Below are 23,941 nucleotides of genomic sequence, written 5' to 3'. Positions count from 1 at the left end.
AAGTTATTTTGGTAACTGAAAGAACTTTTAAAGTCCTTTTCCTGTTTATTTGCCTTTAGTCAAATGATAACGATTACAAAATCAATTTATGTGCTTAATTTAGCCGCTTTTGAAGAGGCCAAGCCTAAGTCACAATCATTAATCAGCTACCGGCATAATGTATCAGCCTGTCCATAGATGTCGAACAATTCGGCGATTACAATTTCTCGCCTTCACAATATTTGCGAATTTTTTTATTTATGACTCAATGCGATGGCGTATAAGAAAAAGTCATCCCAAAAAGGATGACTTTAACTAAATTTCTTAGTTACTTGAATCTAAACTTAACCAAAGTGTTAACCACTCTAACGATAATAATGGTAAAAATGATTCACGCAAAGAATCTTAATGGCTTACAAACGTTGTTACATCACTGATTAATGTACTCTTTAGTCGATGCAATGATGTCTGCAAGCCCCTTCTTTGCGTCGGAGAAGAACATCTGCGTGTTATCCATCGAGAACAGTGGGTTTTGAACACCAGCATACCCTGTGCTCATTGACCGTTTGATAACAACCACGGACTTCGACTTATCAACGTCTAGAATTGGCATCCCGGAAATAGCGTTACCACTTTCGCGTGCCAATGGGTTGGTAACATCGTTCGCCCCGATAACAAGAGAAACATCAGTGTTTTCAAACATGGAATTTGCTTCTTCCATCTGTTTCATCTGGTCGTAAGGCACGTTAACATCAGCTAACAACACATTCATATGTCCTGGCATCCGCCCAGCAACTGGGTGAATGGCGTAATTGACATTGATACCATTGTCCGTCAACAATTTGGCCAACTCAGCGACTTCGTGTTGTGCCTGAGCAGCGGCCAACCCATAACCAGGAACAATCATGACATTGTTAGCATAAGCAAGTTGCAAACCAATATCGTCAGCTGACGTTTCTTTAACGTTAACGGGTGTTTCATCGGCAGCAGAACTGCTGTTACTGTCACCCGTACCGAAACCACCAGCAAGAATGTTGGCAACTGAACGGTTCATCGCATCAGCCATCTGTAAGGTCAAAATCGTCCCCGCAGCACCAACCAATGCCCCAGCAATGATCAATACTTGGTTATCGATAACAAACCCAGCAAACGCAACTGCCAAACCAGTAAAGGCATTTAACAGTGACACAACAACCGGCATATCAGCCCCACCAATTGGTAAGGTCATTAACAGACCAAAGACTAAACTGGCAATTAAGCCAAGCACCATGAACCAAACATTTGTTGGCAAACCAATCATTAACCAGGCGGCCACTAAAATAGCAATGACAACTAACACGTTAACCAGCCGAGCACCTGGGAACGTAATTGGCTTACCTGGTACATGACCAGATAATTTCCCGGTCGCAATCAGCGAGCCAGAAAATGTAATTCCACCAATAATAACATCTAGTAAAACTGGTAGTGAAAAGGCAACGTTCAAGTGTGTGCCGCCCGCTTTGACCGCGTAGTCGAAGATCCCAATTACAGCGGCAGCACCACCACCAACAGCGTTGAACAAACTAACCAATTGAGGCACATCCGTCATTGGCACCTTGCGTGCACGGGCAACCCCGTACCAAACACCAAGTGCTAGACCAAGAATCAATACAACCCAACCGGTACCAGTAATCTTGCCTTCAGCAATGATCGTGATCACAATCATAATCACGGCTAAGAACATCCCAACCGCGGATAAGCCATTACCACGGCGAGCAGTTTTTGGTGACCGCATTAAATGCACACCAATCACATAACAAACGGCGGAAATCAAATAAACTAAAGAAGCAACAGTCGTTAACGCACTCATTTATTCTCATCCTCCTTTGAAGCAGATTTCTTTGGACGATTAAACATGCCCAGCATCCGATCTGTAACGGTATAACCACCAGCCACGTTAACCGCGGCGAAGAAGGCACCTAGAAAGGCTAAAATATAAAAGATCCAACTGTTTGCTTCCGCAGCGATCACAAATGCACCGACGACAACAACCCCGTGAATGGCGTTTGCCCCAGACATCATGGGCGTTTGTAACGTTGATGGAATCTTACTCATAACTTCGAATCCAACTAACAGACTCATCACAAAGATGGCCAAGTTGGTATATAATTCCTGACTCATGACGGCTAAGCTCCTTTCGAATCATTTTTAGACGTAGATTGACCATCTGTAGCAGCCTCGCTTGAAGCGCTGACAGTTCCCTCAGCAGCTTTCCGTTCTGGCAACTTCATTGCTCCACGCAGACGGTTACTAATAATTTCGCCATCCTTGGTAGCCAATAATTCACCAATAACGTCATCGTCCACATCCAGTGTTAACTGGTCATCTTTGGTAATGTACGTAATGACCGCTTGAACGTTCTTAGCAAACATATCGGAAGCAGCGGATGGCAACTGACTTGCCATGTCACCGGCACCAATAATTTGTGCACCAGCGTCAGTCGTCACGGTTGTTGCAGGTTTTGAACCAGCAACGTTACCGCCAAGTTCACTGGCTGCTAAATCAACAAAGATTGTCCCAGGTTTAGCTTCGTCAACGGATTTTTGAGTTACCAACAATGGTGGCTTACGGCCAGGCACTTGCGCCGTGGTAATAATGACATTGTTCTCGGCAATGAAACCAGCCAATTCATCCTGTTGCTGTTGCGTTTCCTCAGGTGTTAATTGACGAGCATAACCACCTTCACCAGCACCAGAAACAGATGTCGTCAGGAACGTGGCTCCCAGTGATTCAACTTCGCCGCGTGAGGCCGGACGGACATCATAGCCTGATACAACTGCACCCAAACGTTTGGCTGTCCCAATGGCCTGCAATCCAGCAACACCAGTCCCCAAAACCAGTACTTTAGCTGGTTTAGCGGTGCCGGCAGCAGTAATCATCATTGGGAAGTAACGTGAGAAACGATCTGCCGCCAATAGGGCTGCTTTGTAACCTGCAACACTGGATTGTGAACTGAGCACATCCATTGTTTGCGCACGTGAAACGGTCCGTGGCAGTAGCTCAAAAGCTAACGCACTAACCTTTTTTTCAGCGAGTGCCTTCACCGTGTCCTGATCGGTCAAAGGTGCCAGCAAGCCAATAATTGCCTGACCTGCCTTTAACTGCTGAATTGTTGCGGCACTTGGCTTGTCAATCATGGCAATGATACTAGCCTGACTGATGGCTTCATTCCGATCAACGACCTTTGCACCAGCTTGGGTGTAAGCGTCATCCGGGTAGAACGCATTTACCCCGGCGCCTTGTTCAATTAATACTTCATAGTTGCTCTTAACTAACCGACTAACGATGTCAGGTGTCATTGCGACACGATTCTCGCCATCGGCTTCTTTAAGCGCAGAAACTACGATTGCCATTCAACATCCCTCCAATTTTGAAAGTGTTTTCACGTATTTAGCATAGCGCTTACACAGATCGGAAACAATGTCCTATATCAAACAATGTTGAAAAAACATGAAAAAAGTTTTAGCAGCTTTGAACCTTTTTAAGTGAAATGCATCAGAACTTCATTAAATAAATGTTTGAAATCGTTAATTTTTACTCCATATAAGCGATAAACATGTGTTCATATTTGGTCTATTAAAATCATTACCCTATGCCTACTCGAAAAAAATTTTCATTAACAATATTTGACTTTTTGAATTAAAATTCATATTTTCGGGGCCAACTCAAATTGAACTTTCACACTATTTTGGGATAAACAAAAAAGACTTGTGGTCCCAAAAAGGGGTACTCACAAGTCATCTTTCTGTTAGCGACGACGTTTGTTTTTCTTAAGTCGCTTCTTTTTATTTTTCTTTGTTTGACGGACCATTCGGTTGACCGCCATTTTTCCTAAACGACCTGACATTCCAGAACCACTGCCCATCATGCCGCCTAAACCGCCTGGAACCATTTGGTCTAAGGCGCCCATATTACCGTTAGACATCTGTTTCATCATCTTCTTCATTTGATCAAACTGCTTAATCATTCGGTTGACTTCTTGGACAGGCCGACCAGCCCCAGCAGCAATCCGACGGCGACGGCTCGGGTTTAACACATCAGGATGTTCACGTTCTTGCGGTGTCATTGAATACACCGTCGCACGCATGTGAGCTAGATCCTTAGGGTCAATTTGGGCATTAGCGAGCGCAGGGTTGTTCGCCAATCCTGGAATCATTTTCATGATACTTTCCATGCCGCCCATTTTGTTCATCTGATCCATTTGATCGAGAAAATCGTTAAAATCAAACGAATTTTCCCGCATCTTCTGTTCCAAATCGGCAGCCCGCTTCTCGTCGGAAACTTGCTGAGCCTTTTCAATCAGGGTAAGCATATCCCCCATGCCCAAGATTCGTGAGGCCATTCGATCCGGATGAAAGGTATCCAAATCGGACATCTTTTCGCCTTCACCAACAAACTTAATTGGCTTGCCAGTTACGGCTCGAATTGACAGCGCAGCACCACCACGCGTGTCACCATCCAACTTGGTAAGAACAACACCGGTAATATCGAGTTTGTCATTAAATCCGGTCGCCGTGTTAACCGCATTTTGACCGGTCATCGCATCAACAACCAACAAAATCTCAGTTGGGTCAGCCAACTTTTTAATGTTAGCCAGCTCATCCATCAACTGTTCATCAATTTGCAAACGACCAGCCGTATCGATAATCACGTAATCGTTTTTATCGGCTTCGGCCTTAGCCAGACCTTGGCGAACAATTTCAACGGGATCAACATCAGTCCCTAATTGGAAGACTGGGACATCAATTTGTTTAGCAACTTGTTCCAACTGATCAATCGCGGCAGGACGGTAAACATCGGCCGCAATAAATAATGGTCGAGCGTGTTGCTCAGTCTTCAACTTGTTGGCCAACTTACCAGCAGTTGTAGTCTTCCCGGCCCCTTGAAGCCCAACCATCATAATAATTGTTGGAATTTTTGGTGACTTATTTAATTCTGAAGCATCCGAACCCATCGTTTTTGTGAGTTCTTCGTTCACAATTTTGACAATCTGTTGAGCCGGATTTAAACCATCCAGCACTTTACTGCCCATGGCACGGTCACGGACCGTTTTAACAAATGTTTTAACAACATCAAAATTTACATCAGCTTCCAACAAGGCAAGCCGAATCTCCCGCATGGTTTCGCGCAGGTCACTCTCAGAGACCTTGCCTTTACCACGCAGTGTTTTCATTGCATTTTGTAATCGTTCAGTAAGCCCTTCAAAGGCCATGTGTCATTCCTCCATCGTCGGCGTGTTCGAATAATTGTTTATTCAGAATCGCTTTCTGTTGTTTCAAGTCGGTCAGCTAACTGAATTAGCTGTTTGTCGCTAGGATATGCGCGTCGTACATAAACGGAAATCTCATCAGCTACCTGATTACGTTTACGAAAATCACTAAATAGATGCAATTTTTGTTCGTAACCTTCCAGAATTTTTTCTGTTCGTTTGATATTGTCATAAACGGCCTGACGACTTACATCAAAGTTTTCTGCAATTTCGCCAAGGGAATAATCATCGCCGTAATATTGTTCAATGTAAGCCTTTTGTTTTTCCGTCAGTAACGGTTCATAAAACTCAAATAATGAATTTATGCGATCATTTTTTGCAATTTCCATATTTCCACGCACCCTTCACTATTCCCGATACCGTAATAGTTTAACATTTTGACTCACTAAAGAACACTACACAGCCACGTCAATCAAAAGAATTAGTTCTTTTTGGTCGATTTGTCCGGCAGCAATCGTTTATGTCCTTGCTCATCATAAACACGGTGCTGATCAATTTTTAGTTTAGCTATTATGGCCTCTCCTAAATCGACGTGTTCCATTTCAGCAATGCCCAGTAGAAAAATAGCAACATCGGCCAATTCTTCGGCAATGTTGGCCTGATCTTTTTTCAAAGTAGCCTCGAATGGTTCGCTCGTTTCACTGTACAATTGTAAAAGCTCAAACCGCACGTCGGTCGTGTTCCAGTTATGTGCCGCCTTATTAGCCATAATTTCATGTTGTAGCATTGTCGTATCAATTTCCATATCATTGCCCCACGTAAACCATCGCTTGAAATCAAAAATATTTTTCAATAAGTAGTTTACCCTTTGCACTGATAACATTGCAATTGACGAGGGCAATCGAAACCACTAGTATTAGTAGTGTAATTAAGTTATGCACGAGTGGCGCAACTGGATAGCGTATTGGTCCTCGAAACCAAGGGTTGTGGGTTCGAACCCCACCTCGTGCATCGAGATAAGATAAGAAAAGAAGGATTGTCGACATTGTCGGCAGTCCTTCTTTTTATTGATTTTATAATTAGCGCTTAATGTAAAGCCTAGCTATTCTTTAATCAATCCTTTAAACAGTCCGTAGACGAATTCGTTTGCATCGAATGGTCGCAAATCGTTGACTTGTTCGCCCAGACCAACGAATTTAACGGGTAAATGCATTTCATTTCTGATTGCCAACACAATACCACCCTTAGCAGTACCATCAAGTTTCGTTAATACGATACCAGTAACGGCTGTAATCTCACCAAACGTCTTTGCTTGGTTCAACGCATTTTGACCTGTTGTGGCATCCAGCACGAGTAAGACCTCATGAGGGGCTTCAGGAATTTCACGCGTTAACACACGCTTCATTTTTGACAGCTCGTTCATCAAATTAACTTTGTTTTGCAAACGACCAGCCGTATCGACCATCAGAATGTCAAAGTGTTCATCTTTTGCACGTTGTACTGCGTCAAAGACAACTGCGGCAGGGTCACTGCGCTCAGGCAAGGCCACTACGGGCACGCCATCACGCTGTCCCCATACTTGCAATTGTTCGATGGCGCCGGCACGAAAAGTATCGGCCGCAGCCAGTAAAACTTTTTTACCTTGTTGCTTGTACATGTTAGCCATTTTGCCGACCGTTGTGGTTTTCCCAACCCCGTTGACACCAACGAAGAAGATGACGGTAGGTCCACTTTTAGCCATGTTGACGGCAATGTTTTCGTCAGCACCATCCTGATCGTATAAGTTGACCAACTTTTCTACGATCACGTTTTCAACATCCTGTTGCTTTTTCGCATTTTTCAATTTAACTTCGTCGCGAAGTTCATCGGTTATCTGAACTGCGGTATTGAAACCAACATCAGCTCCGATCAGCGTTTCTTCAAGATCATCAAAGAAATCTTCATCAACAGAACGGAAATTAGCTAAGAATGCATTCAAACGATCACCAAGCGTCTTACGTGACTTGGCTAATCCCTGATCATAAAGTTCAGCATCAGTTCGCGTATCTGTCGCTGACTCGGATGTTTGAGTGGACTTAGATTCAGAGGCGTTATTTTCGGAGGCACTGACAGCTGTACTGACGGCAGACTCACTTGCAACTGAATGACTGACCTGTTCACTTTGAGACGGTAATTCAGATGCTTGTTGTTCCGCTGCGCTTTTTTCAGCAGCATCTGCGCTCAGTGAAGCGGTCCGGTGTGCCAATTGACGAGCCGCGGCTATCGAATTAGCAACGGATTGTCGCGCCGTCAGGCCACTCGTAACGTTGCTACTAGCAACGGCCGACTTTGCTTCAGACGTTTGACTGTCCGTTAGCGAGGCGACACTTGCAGTTGATTGTTGATGGTCTTCGTTTCTGTCTGAGTCGGCATTTAAGCCAGATTTTTGGGCAGAAGCCTCATCACCCTCGTCAGTTACTAATGAGGCTGCACTAGATGCCGTCGTGCTTTCTGTTGCCGATCCCATCGCCTCATCCGACTTGCCATGCTGACTGTTAGCCGCTGAAGGCGTCTGCAAATCATGGCCGGACTGGCTATCATGATCCTGATCACCCTCAACAGATGCTGACGTTTTAGCTAGTTCAGAACCGGAATTGGCTGATTGTGTGGCTGCAGAATCAATCGTCGATTGCGCCGTTGCTTCTGAACTTTCGCTAGCCTGCTCTGAGTCTTTTTTATTTTCCTCAGCGTTTCGACGACGAAAGATATCAAATAGTCCCATTTTTTCACCTTCTCAAATTTAAATTTATTATGACACAGCTTCAACATCATCGAGTGAAACCGAAACCATTTTTGAAACACCCGATTCCTGCATGGTGACCCCATACAGCACGTTAGCGTTCACCATTGTGCCTTTACGATGTGTAATGACAATGAATTGTGTATCACCAGCAAAATCGCGCAGATAGCGGGCAAAACGCGTAACATTTGCTTCATCCAAGGCCGCCTCTGTTTCATCGAGGATTGCAAACGGAACGGGCCGCACGTCAAGAATCGCAAACAGGAGTGTAATCGCAGTCAAGGCTCGCTCACCGCCTGAGAGCAAGCTCATTCGCTGGAACTTCTTGCCAGGCGGCTGCGCCATGATGTCGATTCCAGTCGTCAATAAGTGTTCCGGATCAGTTAGAACTAGTTGCGCCTTACCACCACCAAACATCTGAACGAAAATTTTGCTGAAGGCTTTGGCCACGTCATCAAACGCTTGTTTGAATCGTGTCTGAACTTCCCCGTCCATTTCTGTCATGGTTTCCTGCAACTGCTGTTGACTGGTCAATAAATCTGACTGTTGGCGTGCCAAGAAATCATAACGTTCCGAAACACGTTGGTATTCGTCGATCGCACCAATATTCACATCCCCAATTTCATCCAAGCCACGTTTGAGTAACTTCAACTGCTTTCTAATATCATTTGGATCGAGTTCACTCAAACCAGATTGGGCATCTTCAAAACTCAATTGATATGTTTCGCTCAACGTATTTAAATCATTATCTAATAATGTTGCCAGTCGGGATTGACGGGCACTCAAATCATTCATTTCACTAAGAGATGCGCGTTGAAGCCCCTGAATTCGCGTTAACTCAGCATCGCCAGTCGTTAATTGGTCGCTCAATTCCGTCAGGGCAGCATTTGTTTGCTCTAGCTGCTTCACAACTTGCTTAACTTCAACCTGCGATTTGGTCAGTTGAGTGGCGACTTCACTCATTGACATCCCCGAAACTGATTGGCTCGTTTGCAACGATTTCAAACGTTCGGATAATGATTGCTGACGGTCAGTAAGATCCTTTAAAGATTGCACCCCACGCCGGTAATCGGCTTGTTTAGCAGCTAATTGTGCTTTAGCAGTTGCCAACCAAGTCATCTTTTCCTGTAACTGACTGGCTTTGGTTTCATCGTCTGCCGTTAAGCTTGTCAAGTCCTGTTGAGCTTGTTCACGTTGAGCTTTAATTGTCGCCAACCGTTGCTCAACTGTCACCGTTTTGGAGTTGTTTTCTGCCAACTGCGATTCATAATCGGCTGCATCCTGAACCTGTTGGTCACGTTCAAACTGGCTAGCAGAAAGCTTTCGCTTGGCTTCCTTAATTTTATCACTGAGTAGCTCTAACTGACCTGATTGCTGCTGAACCTGAGCGTCAGCATCGTTCATTTGGCTTCGTAAGTTCGTGCCCGCGCTGGCCATTGCGTCGACTTGTGATTGTAAATCAGCAACATGCTCTTCTTGCTGATCCAATTTAGCCTGCATTTCTGCAATAGCAGCTGCCAATTCATCACGTTCAGCACGTTGGCTTAGCAAACCCGCCTGAGCGTTTCGATTGGCTCCACCGGTGATTGAACCACTGGCATTCATGACCTGACCATCTTGTGTCACGATCCTAAAGCGATGACCAGCGATGTTTGCAATCGCAATTGCCGCATCTAAATCAGTTGCAACAACAGTGGTCCCCAATAAATGATCAATGACTGGCTTCAATGATTGGTCAAACGTCACCAGTTCCGCCGCCAAACCAACGTACCCTTTGGTAGAAGAAACTGCTGACAGCTGTGCTGATGACAGTCGACGGCCGTGGATGGTCGTCAATGGTAGAAAGGTTGCTCGCCCGGCTCGTTGTTGGGTCAGATAATGTACTGCATCACGGGCTGTCTGCTCATCACGGACAACTAATTGCTGTAATTGAGCTCCTAAAGCCGTTTCAATGGCCTTTGCCAAGTCCTTGGGTACGGTGATGAGATCCGCCACTGAACCGACTAAACCATTAAACTTGTTTCGTTGCTTCAAAATCGCCTTAACACCTTGATAAAAGCCAGCATGCTCATCATTCAAAGCGGCCAGACTATCCGCACGAGCCTTGGCACGTTGCTGTACACCTAACGCGTTGTACCAGTTCTTTTGCGCCTTTTCAAAGGCTTCAGTAAGCGCATGATACTTGTCACCAGCATCCTTAAAGCTGGCATGTACTTTGTCTTGATTGGATTTGCTAATATTCAGTTGTGCAGTTAACTTGTCACGCTGGGCCGTTAATTGATCCAATTCAGCACGGGCTTTGACAGCTTCATCCGAAAGGTGGGCGCGCGCCTGACCGCCTTGCTCATGTTCCCGCTCTAAATAATGCAACTCATTGTGCAATGTTGTCAGTGACTGCATTTGCTCAATGTATGCGTCTTGTAACTGACTTATTTTACTTTCTAACGTTGCCTGTTGCTGTTTGTTTTGTCCATCTCTAAGCCCTGCAACCACACTACTGGCTTGTTCAATGGCCTGTTGTTGCGTAACAATAGCCGCCTTTAAAGTATCGTTATCAGCGATTAACTTTTGAGCATTTGACTTTGCTTCGCTTAATGCATGGTTTACTTCTTCCAATTGTTGCTTTTGAAAAGCTGTTTTTGTGCTGGCATTAGTCCGTTGACCCGTTAGCCGCTCAACCTGCTGTGTGAGTGTTAACTGTTTGTTTTGCAAAGCATCTTTTTTGTTCAGCAATTCAGTTTGATGTTGTTTCATCTGTGCAACAGCCTGCGTTTGATCTTTTACTTGTTGCTCATAGTCGCTCACAAGCGTCTTGGCCTGGGTCATTTTCTGATCAACCTCATGCTTGGCCCGCCGATTATCCTGAATCTCAATAACCAGTCTAGATTTATCCAATTCGTCAAACCGGTGCTTTTGATCAAGATAGTCCTTAGCCATGGCACTTTGTTCAGCCAACGGTTCCATCTGGCTTTCTAGTTCCGCAATAATATCATTGACCCGGTTCAAATACTCGCGGGTCGTGCCTAGTTCTTTTTCAGCCTTGTCCTTATTCTGCTTGTACTTGTAGACACCAGCCACTTCTTCGATAATTGTGCGGCGATCTTCCGGTTTACTGTTAAAAACAGCCTCAACACGCCCCTGACTAATAATCGAGAATGATTCTCGACCTAAGCCAGTATCCATGAATAGACTAACGACGTCACGGAGCCGACACTGATTACCATTGATTCGATACTCAGATTCCCCGTTACGGAAAAGACGCCGCGTAACGCGAACTTCAGCATAATCACTCTTTAGATAATGGTCACTGTTATCAAACGTAATCGAGACTTCTGCACGGTTAAGCGGCTTTCGATTCGCCGCGCCGGCGAAAATCACATCAGTCATTTTGGTTCCACGAAGATCACGTGCAGACTGCTCGCCTAAAACCCAGCGGATGGCTTCAATAATATTGCTTTTGCCACTCCCGTTTGGACCGACGATACCAGTCATGCCCGGCATAAATTCAATTTTTGTCTTATCAGCAAACGATTTAAAGCCGCTGATTTCTAAGGCCTTTAATTTCATGCAACATCCATCCGTTAATTAATCGAGTTCGTCCTTACCATGTGTCACTAAGGTTTCTTGTTGACCACGAAGGCTTTGAAGCGCTTGTAGTGCAGCGGCTTGTTCCGCATTTTTCTTTGATTTACCGGTGCCTTCACCAATAATCTTTTGATCTGCAGCAACGGTCATCGTAAAGTTACGGTCGTTTTCGGGGCCATCTTCACGTTTAAGATCATAATCAATAATGACGTCGCCATCGCGTTGCAACCACTCCTGCAGCGCCGTTTTATAGTCAATCGCATGATCGAACCAGCCTGCGTCAAGTTTTGGGAAAATAACCTTTGTGATAAAGGCAACAACCGCGTCTTTGCCTTGGTCCAAATACAATGCGCCAATAAAGGATTCAAAAATATCACAAAGTAATGATGAGCGGTGACGCGCACCCTCTTTTTCTTCTCCGCGACCCAAGCGGATGTACTGATCAAAATGGCACTCTAACGCAAACTTGGCAAAACTTGCCTTTTGAACCATTGCCGCGCGCAGCCGTGTCAACTTACCTTGTGGCATTTCTGGATACCGCTTATAAATGTACTCTGACACGGTCAATTGAAGTACCGCGTCACCTAAAAATTCGATTCGTTCATAAAACTTCAAGTTTTGATGTGGATGTTCATTTACATAGCTGGCTTGTGTAAACGCCTCGTCCAGCAGTTCCGGGTGCTGAAAATGAATATCAAATCGTTTTGCTAACTCGTCTTCTAGTCCTGCAATCAATGTGAACGCTCCTTAAGTCCTATTGTGACAATGCATTTTTACATAAACTGAATGTTTAAAAAAACCGCCTGTGAGGCGGCTTTACCAAACTTAGTCAGTTTTTTCCTGATGATCATAAATGTAATCGACCACTTGACCAATGGTCGTCAATTTTTCGGCATCATCATCCGAAATTTCGGCGCCAAAAGTATCTTCTAGTTCCATGATAAATTCAACGAAATCAATGGAATCAGCATCTAAATCAGTTCGAAAGTTAAGGTCATTAGTAATCTTGTCCTTGCTAACTTCAAACCGGTCTTCAATAATTTTAGAGATTTTATCAAAAATTTCCTGTTTAGTCATGTTTAACCTAGTTTCTCATAAGTGTTTTACAGTCATTTAGTCTATCGTTTTAGGGGCGAAATGTCTACCTCTCGAAGCTACTTTTCAGTGTTATCCACGTTCGTTTGGTCCGCCGAAGTATCAAAATAGTCGATTGTTTGTTGAATTAATCCGCTAGCGATAATTTGATGAATCTGACCCATTGTATTACGAACGGTTTCTGCTTTCGAAGAACCGTGAGTTTTGATTACCGCGCCCTTCAAACCGAGCAACACTGCCCCGCCATGTTTTGAATAATCCATGACTTGACCAACTTGGTGAAACGCATTACGACTCAGTACATAGCCCATTTTAGCTTTGGTAGAGGCCATGATTTTTGAACGAATCAACGTCATCATGGAGAGTGCCGTTCCCTCAATGGCCTTTAACGTGGCATTTCCGGTAAAACCATCTGTCACAACAACGTCAGCCGCGCCATTTAATAATTCGCGAGATTCCACATTACCAATAAAATTAATGTTTGTCATTTCTGACAATCGTTGGTATGCCTCACGATGCGCCTTGTCACCCTTATCAGATTCGGTACCGTTGTTCAGTAACCCAACGCGGGGTGTTTTAATGCCCATCACGGTTTGACCGTAAAAATTGCCTAGCACAGCAAATTGTTCAATGTTGGTAACCTTATAATCAGCGTTAGCACCAACGTCTAACATGGTGAAACTACCAGTAGCATCTCCAGTGACAACTGGCAACGTAGTCGTTAATCCAGGCCGATCAATTCCCTTAACACGACCAATAATAAACAGTCCGGCTGCAAGGACAGCACCTGTATTGCCAGCAGAGAAAAATGCATCTGCCGTATGTTCTTTAACGGCAGTCGCCGCTAACACGATGGATGAATCCTTTTTCGTCCGAACCGCGCGCACTGGCTCATCTTCCATCGCAATGACGGAATTTGCGGGCACAACGGTAATCCGATCATCGTTTTGAAGCAACGCTTTAATTCGCTCCTCCGGTCCAAATAGTTGAAAGGACATGTCAGGATATTTGTCCCGAGCCAACTCAACACCTTTGACAATTTCTTCTGGGGCATTATCGCCGCCCATTGCATCTACAGCAACTTTCACAGTTCTACCTTCGCTTTCTAAACCTGTTTTCATAAAAAGGAACTACACACATCATTTAAAACATGCGATTAAGCACTCAACTGCAACTTTTTAGGTCTAACACTAATCAAGCGTTGAATGTCGCTTTAATTCGCTTTGTTCATAACCAGCCAATTCACGATTATCCGGTTGAGTTTGCCAATTAGGTTGGTCCACCAAAGCAATCGCTTCTTGTTGGGCAATCTGCAAAATTTTAATCTGCGCAACGGGATCGCCAACTCGAAAGTCTGGCACCCCAGACTGCTTTGTGCCCAATAAATCTCCAGAACCACGTAATTCTAAATCTTTTTGAGCCAAAAGAAAACCGTCGTTTGTATCCGTCATGACTTGCATTCGCGCAATACCGTCTTGAGTTTTGGGGTCTGCAACAAGGATACACGTTGACGCAACTGACCCTCGACCAACTCGACCACGTAATTGGTGTAGTTGCGCTAGACCGAATCGATCCGCATCAAAGATTAGCATTACCGTAGCATTCGGCACGTCGACACCAACTTCAATTACAGTTGTCGATACCAGCACATCGTAATCATCCGCCTTGAAAGCATTCATGACAGCTTCTTTGTCTTCGTTTTTCAAACGGCCATGTAACAAACCAACCCGATAATCTGGCGCAAAGTTTTCACTTAAATGATCATAAATGGCCTCAGCATTCTTAACGTCTAAGGCCTCCGACTCTTCAATCAACGGTGTGACCACATAAGCCTGTTGACCGGCAGCTAACTGAGTGCGAATAAAATCCATCGCAGCTTCAACTTGATTACTGTGAATCCAACGGGTAATAATCGGTTTTCTGCCTGCTGGTAGTTCATCAATAATTGAAACATCCATTTCGCCGTAAGCGGTAATTTGCAGGGTCCGGGGAATCGGCGTCGCCGTCATGGCCAATATATCTGGATGTTGCCCCTTTTGACGCAGGGCCTGCCTCTGATTAACACCAAACCGGTGTTGTTCATCAATGATCGCCAAACCAAGTTGGTGATAAACCACGTCATCTGAAATTAAGGCGTGCGTGCCAATAATCAAGTTTACCTCACCACTGGCAATATGTTTCAATGCTTCACGACGAGCCTTTGCTTTGGTTGATCCCGTCAGCAAAACAATGTTGATCGGCAAATCCTTAAAAATATTGGCCAAATTACGTGCATGTTGCTCAGCCAGTATTTCAGTCGGCGCCATGAGTGCGGTCTGATATCCCGCCGTAATGGCTGCGTACATGACAATGGCCGCCACAATTGTTTTACCGGAACCAACATCACCCTGCAGTAATCGATTCATGTGAAGCGGTCGTTTTAAATCCGCACAAATTTCGTTAACCACTTTCTTTTGCGCATTGGTAAGCTCAAACGGCAACGTCTTGATAAAGTCTTTTAGGGCTTCATTATCGTATTCAATGCTGATGCCAGCCGCCTGATGATCTTTTGCCCGCATCATTTGCAAACGTAATTCAAACAAGAAAAACTCTTCAAACACAGCCGTGCGCCGCGCCGCTTTAGCCGCTTCTGGATCCTTCGGAAAATGAAGATCATGGATCATTGTTCGACGATCTAAGAGGCGATATTTTTCAATCAGTTTCGCTGGCAGAACCGTATAGATCACGTCCTGATATGCTTCATACGCCTGTTTCACCAATTGGGCAATTGTACTCTGACGAATGTGTTTATTTGTCGAATAAATGGCACCAAACGCTGCCTTATCGCTACTGGTAATTAATTTCATCCCGGACAAGCTCTTTCGAGTAGCATCCCACTTACCATAAACGGCCGTTTCCTGACCAATTACTAGTTGCTTGTCCAACCACGGCTGATTAAAAAACGTAACACCGACGACGTCATGACCGATAAGTAAACGAAAGTTTAAGCGGCTTTTTTTTCTGCCAAATCTGACGACAGTCGGTTCGTTTGCCACGGTGCCTTTCAAGGTGATTTTTTCACCCTCAGTCACTTTAGACAAATCCTTAGCGGCCATATCATCATAACGAAACGGAAAGTATTCCAATAAGTCAGCAATCGTTTGAATACCTAACGTTTTTAGCGCGGCAGCACGTTGCTCACCGACGCCACTTAATTGTGTCACTGGATCTTCGATTGACTTTAACGTTGCAGACATTTGAACCCTCCCTTCCAGGCACGCAGTTTTATTTAATCTGAAGTAAATACACTACTCTTATCGTATCAAAGACAGGCAAAAAACGACAGATAAGCACACGAAAAAGACCAACTTTCAAACTAATCACGTGTTAAAAACGTCATCCAAAACTAAATTAAATAGCCAATCTTCAACAAAAAAATTCCTAAACCTCGACACAGGAATAGGAATTTTGCAGTTGTTTTTAATTATTCAACAGAAACCAAGAATGGATAAACCGGTTGGTCACCCTCGTGAATTTCGACTTCAAGCTCGTCATCCAATGCCATAATCGCATCTTCCAACGATGAAGCATCAGCTTCTGTCGCATCGGCACCATAGATCACCGTGACAATTTCACTGTCGTCATCAATCATGGCTTGCACCATCTTGGTGGCAGCACCAAGCAATGAGGCATCTGTCACTTTGATAGAACCATCAATAATGCCCATAAACTCACCATTCTTGATTTCGATACCATCAAGGGTCGTATCACGGATGGCGTGAGTCACTTGACCACTCTTCACAGTATCCAAGTTATCTTCCATTGCCTGTTTGTTAGCATCCAATTCGGAATCAGGATTATAGGCTAGCAGAGCCGTCATCCCTTGTGAAATGGATTTACTGTGAACAATCACAGTTGGCACATCGGCAACTTTAGCAGCCTGGTCAGCGGCCATAAAGATGTTGCCATTGTTCGGTAACACAATCGCCTTTTTAGCACCACTGGCATTAATCGCTTTGACAATGTCTTCAGTGCTTGGATTCATGGTCTGACCACCATTAATCACGTGCGTAACGCCTAAGCTCTTAAATAGCTCGGCAACACCATCACCAGCAGAAATGGAAATCACCGCAGTATCTGGTGCGGCAACCGGTTGGGCAACACCAACAGCCGTCTTCGTGGTTACCTCGTCCTGATCCTTTTCCATAATTTCTTCTTGTTGGTGACGCATATTGTCAACTTTAACTTTGATTAAATCACCAAAGTGCTGACCCCATGTCATGACATCTCCAGGGTGCTCGGTGTGAACATGCACTTTAACGATTTCGTCATCATTAATCACTAACAATGAATCGCCTAAACCAGCTAAATATTGATAAAATTCATCATAATCAAACTTGCGGTCAACTTGCTGGCCACCGCCAATGCGCACCATGATTTCAGTACAGTAACCGTACTTGATGTCATTAGGATCTAATTCACCCTGCACACTGCGATGATGAGTCGCGTTGATCATTTCATCCATTTGAGCATCGTCAGGTGTATCAATATCAGAGTCAGTAGACTTTCCGTTCAAGACTTCATCAAAAGATTGGAAAATGAAGACCAACCCTTGACCGCCAGAGTCCACCACGCCAACTTGCTTTAGGACGGGTAGTAAATCTGGTGTTGAAGCTAAGGCCTTCTGAGAGGCTGCGTATACGGCATCCATCACAACGGCAATATCATCAGTTTCGTTTGCCTTATCGCGACCAGCCTTGGCAGCTTCACGGATAACCGTTAAGATAGTGCCTTCCGTTGGCTTCATAACCGCTTTATAAGCTGTTTGAGCACTGGCTGCCAAAGCTTCAGCAAAGTCTTTAGCACTAAGTGTTTGCTTACCGTCAACACTCTTTGAAAAGCCGCGAAAAATCTGTGATGTAATAACACCAGAGTTACCACGTGCACCCATCAACAATCCCTTGGCTAAAGCAGCCGCCTGATCACTGACAGAAGTTGACGTAACTTCACGTTCATATTTTGCACCACTGGCAAACGCCAGCGAAATATTGGTACCTGTGTCACCATCAGGCACCGGAAAAACGTTGAGCGAATTAATAAATTCTGCCTGACTCGTCAAACGTTTCGAGGCAGCCTGGACCATCTTTCCGAATTCAAGGTTGGTCATGGTAGTTAATGTTGCTTCCAATTCAGTTTCCCCCACTTCGTTACAAAAAATCGTCTAGTCTGCAAGTACTCGAACACCTTGAACCGTGACATTCACGGAGTTAGCTGCAATACCAAGCATACTATCCAAGTTGTAACGAACCTTTTGTTGTACGTTTTTAGATACTTCAGAAATTTTGGTGCCATAGCCAACCACGATGTACACATCAATGGCCACACCATTATCTTCTTGGCGAACAACGACGCCACGCGCATAATTATCACGTCGTAAAATTTCGTTTACGTTATCACGCAGTTGGTTTTTAGATGCCATTCCGACAACACCATAGTTGTCGGTTGCGGCGCCGCCAACGACCGTGGCAATCACATCGTTATTAATATCGATGGTGCCAAATTGCGTTTTGATCTTAACAGCCATGAATAGGCCTCCTCAACTATTTAACTCACTCTTAGTAAAGAGTTCATCATGCAATCTTCAATCATGCTATCATAAAACGGTCCTTGAAAAAAGTCTAGAGTGTTGTTTAAGCGTCTGGACGGCAATTTAAGGTGTCAAGTATTTTTCCTTGGCATTTTATATTGCATTCGCCAACAGCATATGGTAAATTATTTAGGTGAGAAAAAAGAGGTTCCCTTTGGAAATCCGATAAGGAGGGATGAACAATGGCTAAAGATTTTATTACTGGCAAACGGACACATTTTGGTAACAACCGTTCCCACGCCTTAAACAGCAGCCGTCGTAGCTGGAAGGCTAACCTGCAAAAGGTTCGCATCTTAGTTGATGGCAAGCCGAAGCGTGTTTGGGTTTCTGCCCGGACATTAAAATCAGGAAAAGTGACTCGTGTTTAATTAAACACGATAGCGTCAGTCAATTGACTGGCGTTTTTTCTTTGGTTTCATTAAGATTCCCCTTTCATCTTTGAAAATGTACCTTATAAAAACCAAGTCAGAACAAACCGTCTCACAATCGCTTTGATCGATGTTCAAAAAAATTCAAATTACTAAAAAAGTTGATTACCAAATCTGGCAATCAACTTTTTTATGAATATAAATGACAACTAAGTAATGTCATCTGGGGTTTAGGCATTTAAATCATATCGTTCAGCACGATTATCTTTTAAATCGCGACTTTGAATAACACCAACAATACCGCTGGTAAATGAAAATGACGCTGTGTCGCCCACAAATTCATTGCTGGCAAATGAAACCGGTCGCGTGATATCGGCATGATCAAGATGATAACGTTCATCTGGAAGAGTTAATTGTCGAACAGGGCCAAACGTGACAAACGCCAAATAGCGCTTATCTGATTCACGTTGTAATTGATAAGTTCCTGGTACATAAAAGCGCATCGTATTCTGGCGGTCAACGTACGTGAGCCGATTGACGACTGCTCGGTACCGTGGTTCTAATGGCAAAAATACATTAGCTAACAAGTGATCAAGGCGGCCACCGGTAGCACCGTACACAACAATTTCATGAGCGTCAAACTCGGTCATAGCTACTGAAACACCCATTTGCGTATCTGTTTCATCTTTCGCAGAACCGACTTGACGAAGATCACTAACTGCCTTGCGTACACGTCCAAACTCCTCATCAGTTGAGGAATCAAAATCGCCAAGCGCAATTAACGGTGTTATCCCAAGTTGTAATAGCCTAATTGCACCACGGTCAACACCAATCCATGGACCACTAACTGCCCCGCTGACCAAGTCATCCGGCCATTCAGATTGGGGGCCGCCAACTAAAATATTCAACCGTTCAAGACTTTGAGGTGTCCCACTTGTCTTTACCATGTTTGAATTGCCCTCATTAATTAACGCGTTGCATTATGGATAGAGGCAATGGCAGCTGCAGGGTCATCAGCACCGTATACAAACGAACCAGCAACAGCAACCGTAGCGCCCGCTTTGTAGCAGTCAACAACTGTCTTGTCGTTAACACCACCATCAATTTCGATGTCAAAGTCGTAACCCTTGTCCTTCTTCAAGTCATCCAAAAGTTGAATTTTTTCGATCATCTGTGGCAAGAACTTTTGACCACCAAAACCAGGATTAACCGTCATGACCAATACTTGATCGACAAATGGCAGCAATGGTTCAATTTGACTAACGGGTGTGCCTGGGTTGATCACAACCTCTGCCTTAACACCATCGTTATGAATCATTTGAAGTGCCCGGTGAATATGAGAAGTTGCTTCAACGTGCACACCAATTAAATCAGCACCTGCTTTAGCAAACTGGTCCACGTACCGTTCAGGGTTTTGGACCATCATGTGAACATCCAAGAACAAGTTAGTAATCGGACGAATGGCTGCAACTGTTGTCCAACCAAACGACATGTTAGGCACGAACATGCCATCCATAATATCAACATGTAACAAGTCGGCACCGTTTTTTTCAACCATCTTAATATCACGTTCAAAATTAACAAAATCTGCACTTAAAATCGATGGGGCTACCTTAATCATAAAATCTTCCTCCAAATTTTTATTTCCGACTCTTATCATACCGTGGTTTCTGGTCGGCAATCAACTGGTGAAACTGTAAATAATTCTCATAGCGGCTTTTCATGACCTCGCCAGCATCCACGGCAGCCTTAACTGCACAGCCTGGTTCGTTAATGTGCTGACAGCCGCGAAAACGACAAGATGGTGAGAGCGCCTGCAACTCTGGGAAATACTGACCTAATTCGCGAACGTCCATTTTAAAATCTTCATACGATGAAAAACCAGGCGTATCTGCGACTAATCCACCACCGACACTTAACAAGCCAACTTTACGAGTCGTGTGTTTCCCACGATTCAGAACCTGTGAAATTTCACCGGTTGCCAAATCCAAATCTGGTGACAAATGGTTTAACAAGGTCGATTTTCCCGCACCTGTTTGACCCATAAAAACAGTTAACCGATCCTTAAAACAATCGCGTAACCTGTTTAAATCGGTATCCGAAAACGCCTGCTGACTAAAGAAAACATCGTAACCAATCGCTTTATAACCAGCAATGAGTGGTGTAAAGTGCTCGCGCTGGTCAGCAGTTAACAAATCTGTCTTTGTAAAATAAATAATGGAATGAATATGCTGACTCTCGAGTGCGACCAGCTGACGATCTAGCAAGTTACTCGAAAAGGTTGGCTCTGTGGCCGCGGTTACAACGACCGCCTGATCAATGTTGCTAACTGGGGGCCGCACTAAAGCGTTACGTCGATCATCAACGCTTAAAATGTATCCGTCTGAACCAGCTTCTGCGCTAAATTCAACAAAATCGCCAACCATGGGACTCACTTTCCGTTTGCGAAAATTACCACGAGCTCGCGTTCTGTATAACTGACCATCAGCTGTCTGAACGTCATAAAAACCGGCCAATAACTGATGAATTTGTCCCTTCATAGACTTCTCCTAATTTCCTGAGGTTACGCTATGATCCGCCATAATTGTATGACCATCACGCTTAATGACGTATTCGCCTTCACCATTGGTCGTTGTTGTAAATGGCAGCGAAACATCTGTATCTGATGAAATTTGTAACTGCTGATACACATCCGTTAATTTCTTGTCGTGATCCTTGATATAAATTTTAATATCATTCGTCCCGGTCGGATCATTACTTGGTGCTTTGTACGGAATTGTGAGATTGACATGGAAATTATGCAACGCTGGTCCAGATGAGACTACCGCCGCAAACGTTTGACCGGCAGAAATCATACTGCCAGACGTTGGTGCCTGACGAATAATTTTGCCCTGGGCAACCGTTGTCGATGTTTCATCACTAAACGTGACCGTCACGCTGTGGTCTTCTGCCCACTGCTGTACCTCAGTCTGCTTATCACCGGCAAAGTTCGGCATTTTATAGTGTTTAACCGTTGAACCATGAGAAGACCCGCTGCTAACAGTAAACGTTATGGTACTGTGACGATAAACCGTGTCACCTGGCACGACATCTTGATCAACAATGACACCGTTAGCTGCGTCTGCCGTATATTCATCAACACGCGTTGCAGTTAAGCCCAACTTTTTTAACTGACGAACGGCTGTCGTATACCGCTCACCAGTATAATCGTCCACACTAATCTTCGGTCGGCCTGAACTGACGACCACATTGACCCTAGCCTGTTGCTTTGCCTGTGAACCAATTGCCGGCGTGGCCTTGATAATCTCACCTTTGGCACGCCGTTCACTGGTTGCCTTAGTTTGCTTGCCCAACCGTAACTGATTGTGTTTCAACACCTTGGCTGCTTTAACTGGCGTCATCCCCGCAACATTTGGCACCGTTACCTGACCCGGAATCAACCAGATCCACGCTAAAACACCCAGTACTAAGACAACAGCGACGCCAAATAGCCACCCGAATAGCCTACGGGCTCGTGCTGGTGATTTTCGACTTGGTGTATCTGCCACTTCAGCAGCTGCAGAAGTTGGTTCCTGACGCGAAATTTGGCTATCAGCTCGTTGTTGATTGCTCGCTGCCAATATTTGATCAACTGGAATCACCTTAGTGGCACCATCATCGACAATTCGCGGTTCAAACCGCTTTTCGTCGCGGCGTTCAGGCGACAACGCCGTTGCTAAATCGTTGGCCATTGCCTGGACAGAGACGTAACGGTCAGAAGGATTCTTTGCCGTGGCGTGAAGAATAATATTTTCTAACGGTTGCGGAATTCTGGGGTCATAGTCGCGAACTGATGGCATATTGCTCTGTGAGTGCTTCAACGCAATCGATACGGCCGTTTCGCCTTCAAACGGAACACTGCCGGTTAACATCTCATAAAGGATAATCCCCAACGAGTAAATGTCACTTTTTTTGCTAGCCATGCCACCACGCGCCTGTTCAGGAGACAAATAATGAACCGATCCTAACACGGTATTAGTCTGTGTCATCGAAGACTCACTGCTAATTACCGCAATCCCGAAATCCGAGATTTTTAACTGGCCGGACTGATCCACCAACACGTTTTGCGGCTTTAAATCACGATGAATAATGCCATGTTCATGAGCAATGCGAACCCCATCCAAAATTTGTTGCATGAGATTGACAACGGTCGGATAAGGAATCGGAAAATGATTGCGAATATACATTTTCAAGTCAGTTCCGGAAACATATTCCATGACCAAATATTGCATTCCGTTATCTTCACCAACGTCATAGACACTCACAATATGCGGTGACACGAGCTCACTGGCGGCCATCGCTTCACGTTGAAAACGCCGTTCTGTAGAGGGATCATCGCGTAAATCCAAACGTAATAGCTTAACTGATACATCCCGATCCAAAATCAGATCGTGCGCCAGATAAACATCGGCCATCCCGCCTTCACCTAGCGGACGAATGATTCGGTAACGACCCGCTAATGTGTAGTTCGGCCTCATGAGGCAGTCACCTCACCTTCGGCTGAAATCAGTAACACTGTGATGTTGTCTTTGCCACCAGCTTCGTTTGCTAAATCAATCAATTGTTGACACTTTTCCTGCAACGTCAGATTTCTCTGCAAGACCGCCTGTATTTGGGCATCAGTGACCATGTTGGTCAGCCCATCCGAACAGAGCATGACCACATCGTGCGGTTGAGCATGATACAAATTAATATCAATATCTGCTTCGTCATTAATGCCTAGTGTCCGAGTAATAATATTTTTCTCGGGATGGGTGCGCGCATCTTCTTCACTGATCTGTCCCAACTTGACCAGCTCATTAACTAATGAATGATCTTCAGTTAGTTGGGCAAGCTGTGCATTGCGCAATAAATAACCACGTGAATCCCCAATGTTGGCTAACAAAAACTGTCGTTGAAAAATAATCGCAACAACGATGGTGGTTCCCATGCCGTTTAAATCTTGATATTGATGCGCTTTTTCAATAATGGTGTCATTTTCTTGTTGAGCCTCGCTAGACAGCCACTTGGCCGCGGTCCCAGGATCAGTGAAAGAGGTATCTTCAAACCGACTGCCCATGTGTGAAACGGCCATCGTTGAGGCCACATCACCGCCTTGGTGACCACCAATGCCGTCCGCTACAATGGCAAATTCAAGTCCCGATTGGTTCCGAAACATGCCGACATAGTCTTGGTTACTCTCTCGTTGTCGCCCAATATCTGACAGATATGCTACTTCCATA

At 44.6% G+C, this 23,941-nt stretch carries 20 protein-coding genes and 1 tRNA gene; 2 read left to right on the top strand and 19 right to left on the bottom strand.

The features are described from left to right. Nucleotides 1-409: 409 nt before the first annotated feature. The 6 genes from G400_RS0101100 to G400_RS0101075 form a co-directional block, all read right to left on the bottom strand. On the bottom strand, nt 410-1,828 hold the full coding sequence (locus G400_RS0101100; protein WP_017261799.1) for an NAD(P)(+) transhydrogenase (Re/Si-specific) subunit beta: 1,419 nt from the start codon (nt 1,826-1,828) through the stop codon (nt 410-412). Further along, nucleotides 1,825-2,139, bottom strand: a complete 315-nt coding sequence (locus tag G400_RS0101095; protein ID WP_017261798.1) for an NAD(P) transhydrogenase subunit alpha — start codon at nt 2,137-2,139, stop codon at nt 1,825-1,827. The genes G400_RS0101100 and G400_RS0101095 overlap by 4 nt, the downstream gene beginning before the upstream one ends. Nucleotides 2,140-2,144: 5 nt before the next feature. After that, entirely contained in the window at nt 2,145-3,371 is a 1,227-nt protein-coding gene (locus G400_RS0101090; protein ID WP_017261797.1) for an NAD(P) transhydrogenase subunit alpha, read from the bottom strand. Between the two features lie 395 nt (nt 3,372-3,766). Beyond that, on the bottom strand, nt 3,767-5,230 hold the full coding sequence (gene ffh / locus G400_RS0101085; protein ID WP_017261796.1) for a signal recognition particle protein: 1,464 nt from the start codon (nt 5,228-5,230) through the stop codon (nt 3,767-3,769). 38 nt (nt 5,231-5,268) lie between these two features. Further along, entirely contained in the window at nt 5,269-5,616 is a 348-nt protein-coding gene (locus G400_RS0101080) for a putative DNA-binding protein (protein ID WP_017261795.1), read from the bottom strand. Between the two features lie 92 nt (nt 5,617-5,708). After that, a complete protein-coding gene (locus G400_RS0101075) occupies nt 5,709-6,032 on the bottom strand; it encodes a nucleoside triphosphate pyrophosphohydrolase family protein (RefSeq protein ID WP_017261794.1) in 324 nt (107 codons plus the stop codon). A 132-nt stretch (nt 6,033-6,164) separates the two neighbouring features. Between G400_RS0101075 and G400_RS0101070 the strand changes: the two genes are divergently transcribed. Further along, nucleotides 6,165-6,238 (top strand) — tRNA-Arg (locus G400_RS0101070). Between the two features lie 91 nt (nt 6,239-6,329). Here G400_RS0101070 and ftsY read toward each other — a convergent pair. From ftsY to G400_RS0101030, 8 genes are all read right to left on the bottom strand, one after another. After that, nucleotides 6,330-7,733, bottom strand: a complete 1,404-nt coding sequence (gene ftsY / locus G400_RS0101065) for a signal recognition particle-docking protein FtsY (protein WP_162129500.1) — start codon at nt 7,731-7,733, stop codon at nt 6,330-6,332. Between the two features lie 282 nt (nt 7,734-8,015). Next, on the bottom strand, nt 8,016-11,573 hold the full coding sequence (gene smc / locus G400_RS0101060) for a chromosome segregation protein SMC (RefSeq protein WP_017261792.1): 3,558 nt from the start codon (nt 11,571-11,573) through the stop codon (nt 8,016-8,018). A gap of 18 nt (nt 11,574-11,591) precedes the next feature. Beyond that, nucleotides 11,592-12,326 (bottom strand): ribonuclease III, encoded by a 735-nt coding sequence (rnc, locus tag G400_RS14185; protein WP_017261791.1) that lies wholly within the window; start codon nt 12,324-12,326, stop codon nt 11,592-11,594. A 90-nt stretch (nt 12,327-12,416) separates the two neighbouring features. Next, nucleotides 12,417-12,668 (bottom strand): acyl carrier protein, encoded by a 252-nt coding sequence (acpP, locus tag G400_RS0101050; protein WP_017261790.1) that lies wholly within the window; start codon nt 12,666-12,668, stop codon nt 12,417-12,419. A 77-nt stretch (nt 12,669-12,745) separates the two neighbouring features. After that, a complete protein-coding gene (plsX, locus tag G400_RS0101045) occupies nt 12,746-13,774 on the bottom strand; it encodes a phosphate acyltransferase PlsX (protein ID WP_017261789.1) in 1,029 nt (342 codons plus the stop codon). Nucleotides 13,775-13,876: 102 nt separating this feature from the next. Next, nucleotides 13,877-15,922: an ATP-dependent DNA helicase RecG gene (gene recG / locus G400_RS0101040; protein ID WP_017261788.1), complete on the bottom strand. Its 2,046-nt coding sequence runs from the start codon at nt 15,920-15,922 to the stop codon at nt 13,877-13,879. 227 nt (nt 15,923-16,149) lie between these two features. After that, nucleotides 16,150-17,832 carry a DAK2 domain-containing protein gene (locus tag G400_RS0101035; RefSeq protein ID WP_042655409.1) on the bottom strand — a complete coding sequence of 561 codons (1,683 nt, stop codon included), beginning with the start codon at nt 17,830-17,832 and terminating at the stop codon, nt 16,150-16,152. Nucleotides 17,833-17,886: 54 nt separating this feature from the next. Further along, entirely contained in the window at nt 17,887-18,249 is a 363-nt protein-coding gene (locus G400_RS0101030; protein ID WP_017261786.1) for an Asp23/Gls24 family envelope stress response protein, read from the bottom strand. Between the two features lie 245 nt (nt 18,250-18,494). On the opposite strand from G400_RS0101030, the gene rpmB reads away from it, so the two are divergent. Then, nucleotides 18,495-18,680: a 50S ribosomal protein L28 gene (gene rpmB, locus G400_RS0101025; protein WP_017261785.1), complete on the top strand. Its 186-nt coding sequence runs from the start codon at nt 18,495-18,497 to the stop codon at nt 18,678-18,680. Nucleotides 18,681-18,910: 230 nt separating this feature from the next. Here rpmB and G400_RS0101020 read toward each other — a convergent pair whose 3' ends face one another. The 5 genes from G400_RS0101020 to G400_RS0101000 are packed head-to-tail and all read right to left on the bottom strand — an operon-like array spanning nt 18,911 to nt 23,940. Next, nucleotides 18,911-19,627 carry a thiamine diphosphokinase gene (locus G400_RS0101020; RefSeq protein WP_017261784.1) on the bottom strand — a complete coding sequence of 239 codons (717 nt, stop codon included), beginning with the start codon at nt 19,625-19,627 and terminating at the stop codon, nt 18,911-18,913. 20 nt (nt 19,628-19,647) lie between these two features. Further along, complete coding sequence (gene rpe / locus G400_RS0101015) at nt 19,648-20,301, bottom strand: ribulose-phosphate 3-epimerase (RefSeq protein ID WP_017261783.1); 654 nt, start codon at nt 20,299-20,301, stop codon at nt 19,648-19,650. A gap of 19 nt (nt 20,302-20,320) precedes the next feature. After that, nucleotides 20,321-21,220, bottom strand: a complete 900-nt coding sequence (rsgA, locus tag G400_RS0101010; protein WP_017261782.1) for a ribosome small subunit-dependent GTPase A — start codon at nt 21,218-21,220, stop codon at nt 20,321-20,323. Nucleotides 21,221-21,229: 9 nt separating this feature from the next. After that, entirely contained in the window at nt 21,230-23,197 is a 1,968-nt protein-coding gene (gene pknB, locus G400_RS0101005; RefSeq protein ID WP_017261781.1) for a Stk1 family PASTA domain-containing Ser/Thr kinase, read from the bottom strand. Further along, nucleotides 23,194-23,940, bottom strand: coding sequence for a Stp1/IreP family PP2C-type Ser/Thr phosphatase (locus G400_RS0101000; protein WP_017261780.1), 747 nt, complete (start codon nt 23,938-23,940; stop codon nt 23,194-23,196). Before G400_RS0101000 ends, pknB begins: the two co-directional genes overlap by 4 nt. Between the last annotated feature and the right edge of the window lies 1 nt (nt 23,941).

It is taken from the genome of Furfurilactobacillus rossiae DSM 15814 (assembly GCF_000428925.1).
Taxonomy (GTDB): domain Bacteria; phylum Bacillota; class Bacilli; order Lactobacillales; family Lactobacillaceae; genus Furfurilactobacillus; species Furfurilactobacillus rossiae.
This window is presented reverse-complemented; position numbering and strand designations above follow the sequence as displayed.

Coding starts and splice junctions, on each gene's coding strand:
- G400_RS0101100 (WP_017261799.1), bottom strand. CDS start 1,828: ATGAGTGCGTTAACGACTGTTGCTTCTTTAGTTTATTTGATTTCCGCC.
- G400_RS0101095 (WP_017261798.1), bottom strand. CDS start 2,139: ATGAGTCAGGAATTATATACCAACTTGGCCATCTTTGTGATGAGTCTG.
- G400_RS0101090 (WP_017261797.1), bottom strand. CDS start 3,371: ATGGCAATCGTAGTTTCTGCGCTTAAAGAAGCCGATGGCGAGAATCGT.
- ffh (WP_017261796.1), bottom strand. CDS start 5,230: ATGGCCTTTGAAGGGCTTACTGAACGATTACAAAATGCAATGAAAACA.
- G400_RS0101080 (WP_017261795.1), bottom strand. CDS start 5,616: ATGGAAATTGCAAAAAATGATCGCATAAATTCATTATTTGAGTTTTAT.
- G400_RS0101075 (WP_017261794.1), bottom strand. CDS start 6,032: ATGGAAATTGATACGACAATGCTACAACATGAAATTATGGCTAATAAG.
- ftsY (WP_162129500.1), bottom strand. CDS start 7,733: ATGGGATCGGCAACAGAAAGCACGACGGCATCTAGTGCAGCCTCATTA.
- smc (WP_017261792.1), bottom strand. CDS start 11,573: ATGAAATTAAAGGCCTTAGAAATCAGCGGCTTTAAATCGTTTGCTGAT.
- acpP (WP_017261790.1), bottom strand. CDS start 12,668: ATGACTAAACAGGAAATTTTTGATAAAATCTCTAAAATTATTGAAGAC.
- recG (WP_017261788.1), bottom strand. CDS start 15,922: ATGTCTGCAACGTTAAAGTCAATCGAAGATCCAGTGACACAATTAAGT.
- G400_RS0101035 (WP_042655409.1), bottom strand. CDS start 17,832: ATGACCAACCTTGAATTCGGAAAGATGGTCCAGGCTGCCTCGAAACGT.
- G400_RS0101030 (WP_017261786.1), bottom strand. CDS start 18,249: ATGGCTGTTAAGATCAAAACGCAATTTGGCACCATCGATATTAATAAC.
- rpmB (WP_017261785.1), top strand. CDS start 18,495: ATGGCTAAAGATTTTATTACTGGCAAACGGACACATTTTGGTAACAAC.
- G400_RS0101020 (WP_017261784.1), bottom strand. CDS start 19,627: ATGGTAAAGACAAGTGGGACACCTCAAAGTCTTGAACGGTTGAATATT.
- rpe (WP_017261783.1), bottom strand. CDS start 20,301: ATGATTAAGGTAGCCCCATCGATTTTAAGTGCAGATTTTGTTAATTTT.
- rsgA (WP_017261782.1), bottom strand. CDS start 21,220: ATGAAGGGACAAATTCATCAGTTATTGGCCGGTTTTTATGACGTTCAG.
- pknB (WP_017261781.1), bottom strand. CDS start 23,197: ATGAGGCCGAACTACACATTAGCGGGTCGTTACCGAATCATTCGTCCG.
- G400_RS0101000 (WP_017261780.1), bottom strand. CDS start 23,940: ATGGAAGTAGCATATCTGTCAGATATTGGGCGACAACGAGAGAGTAAC.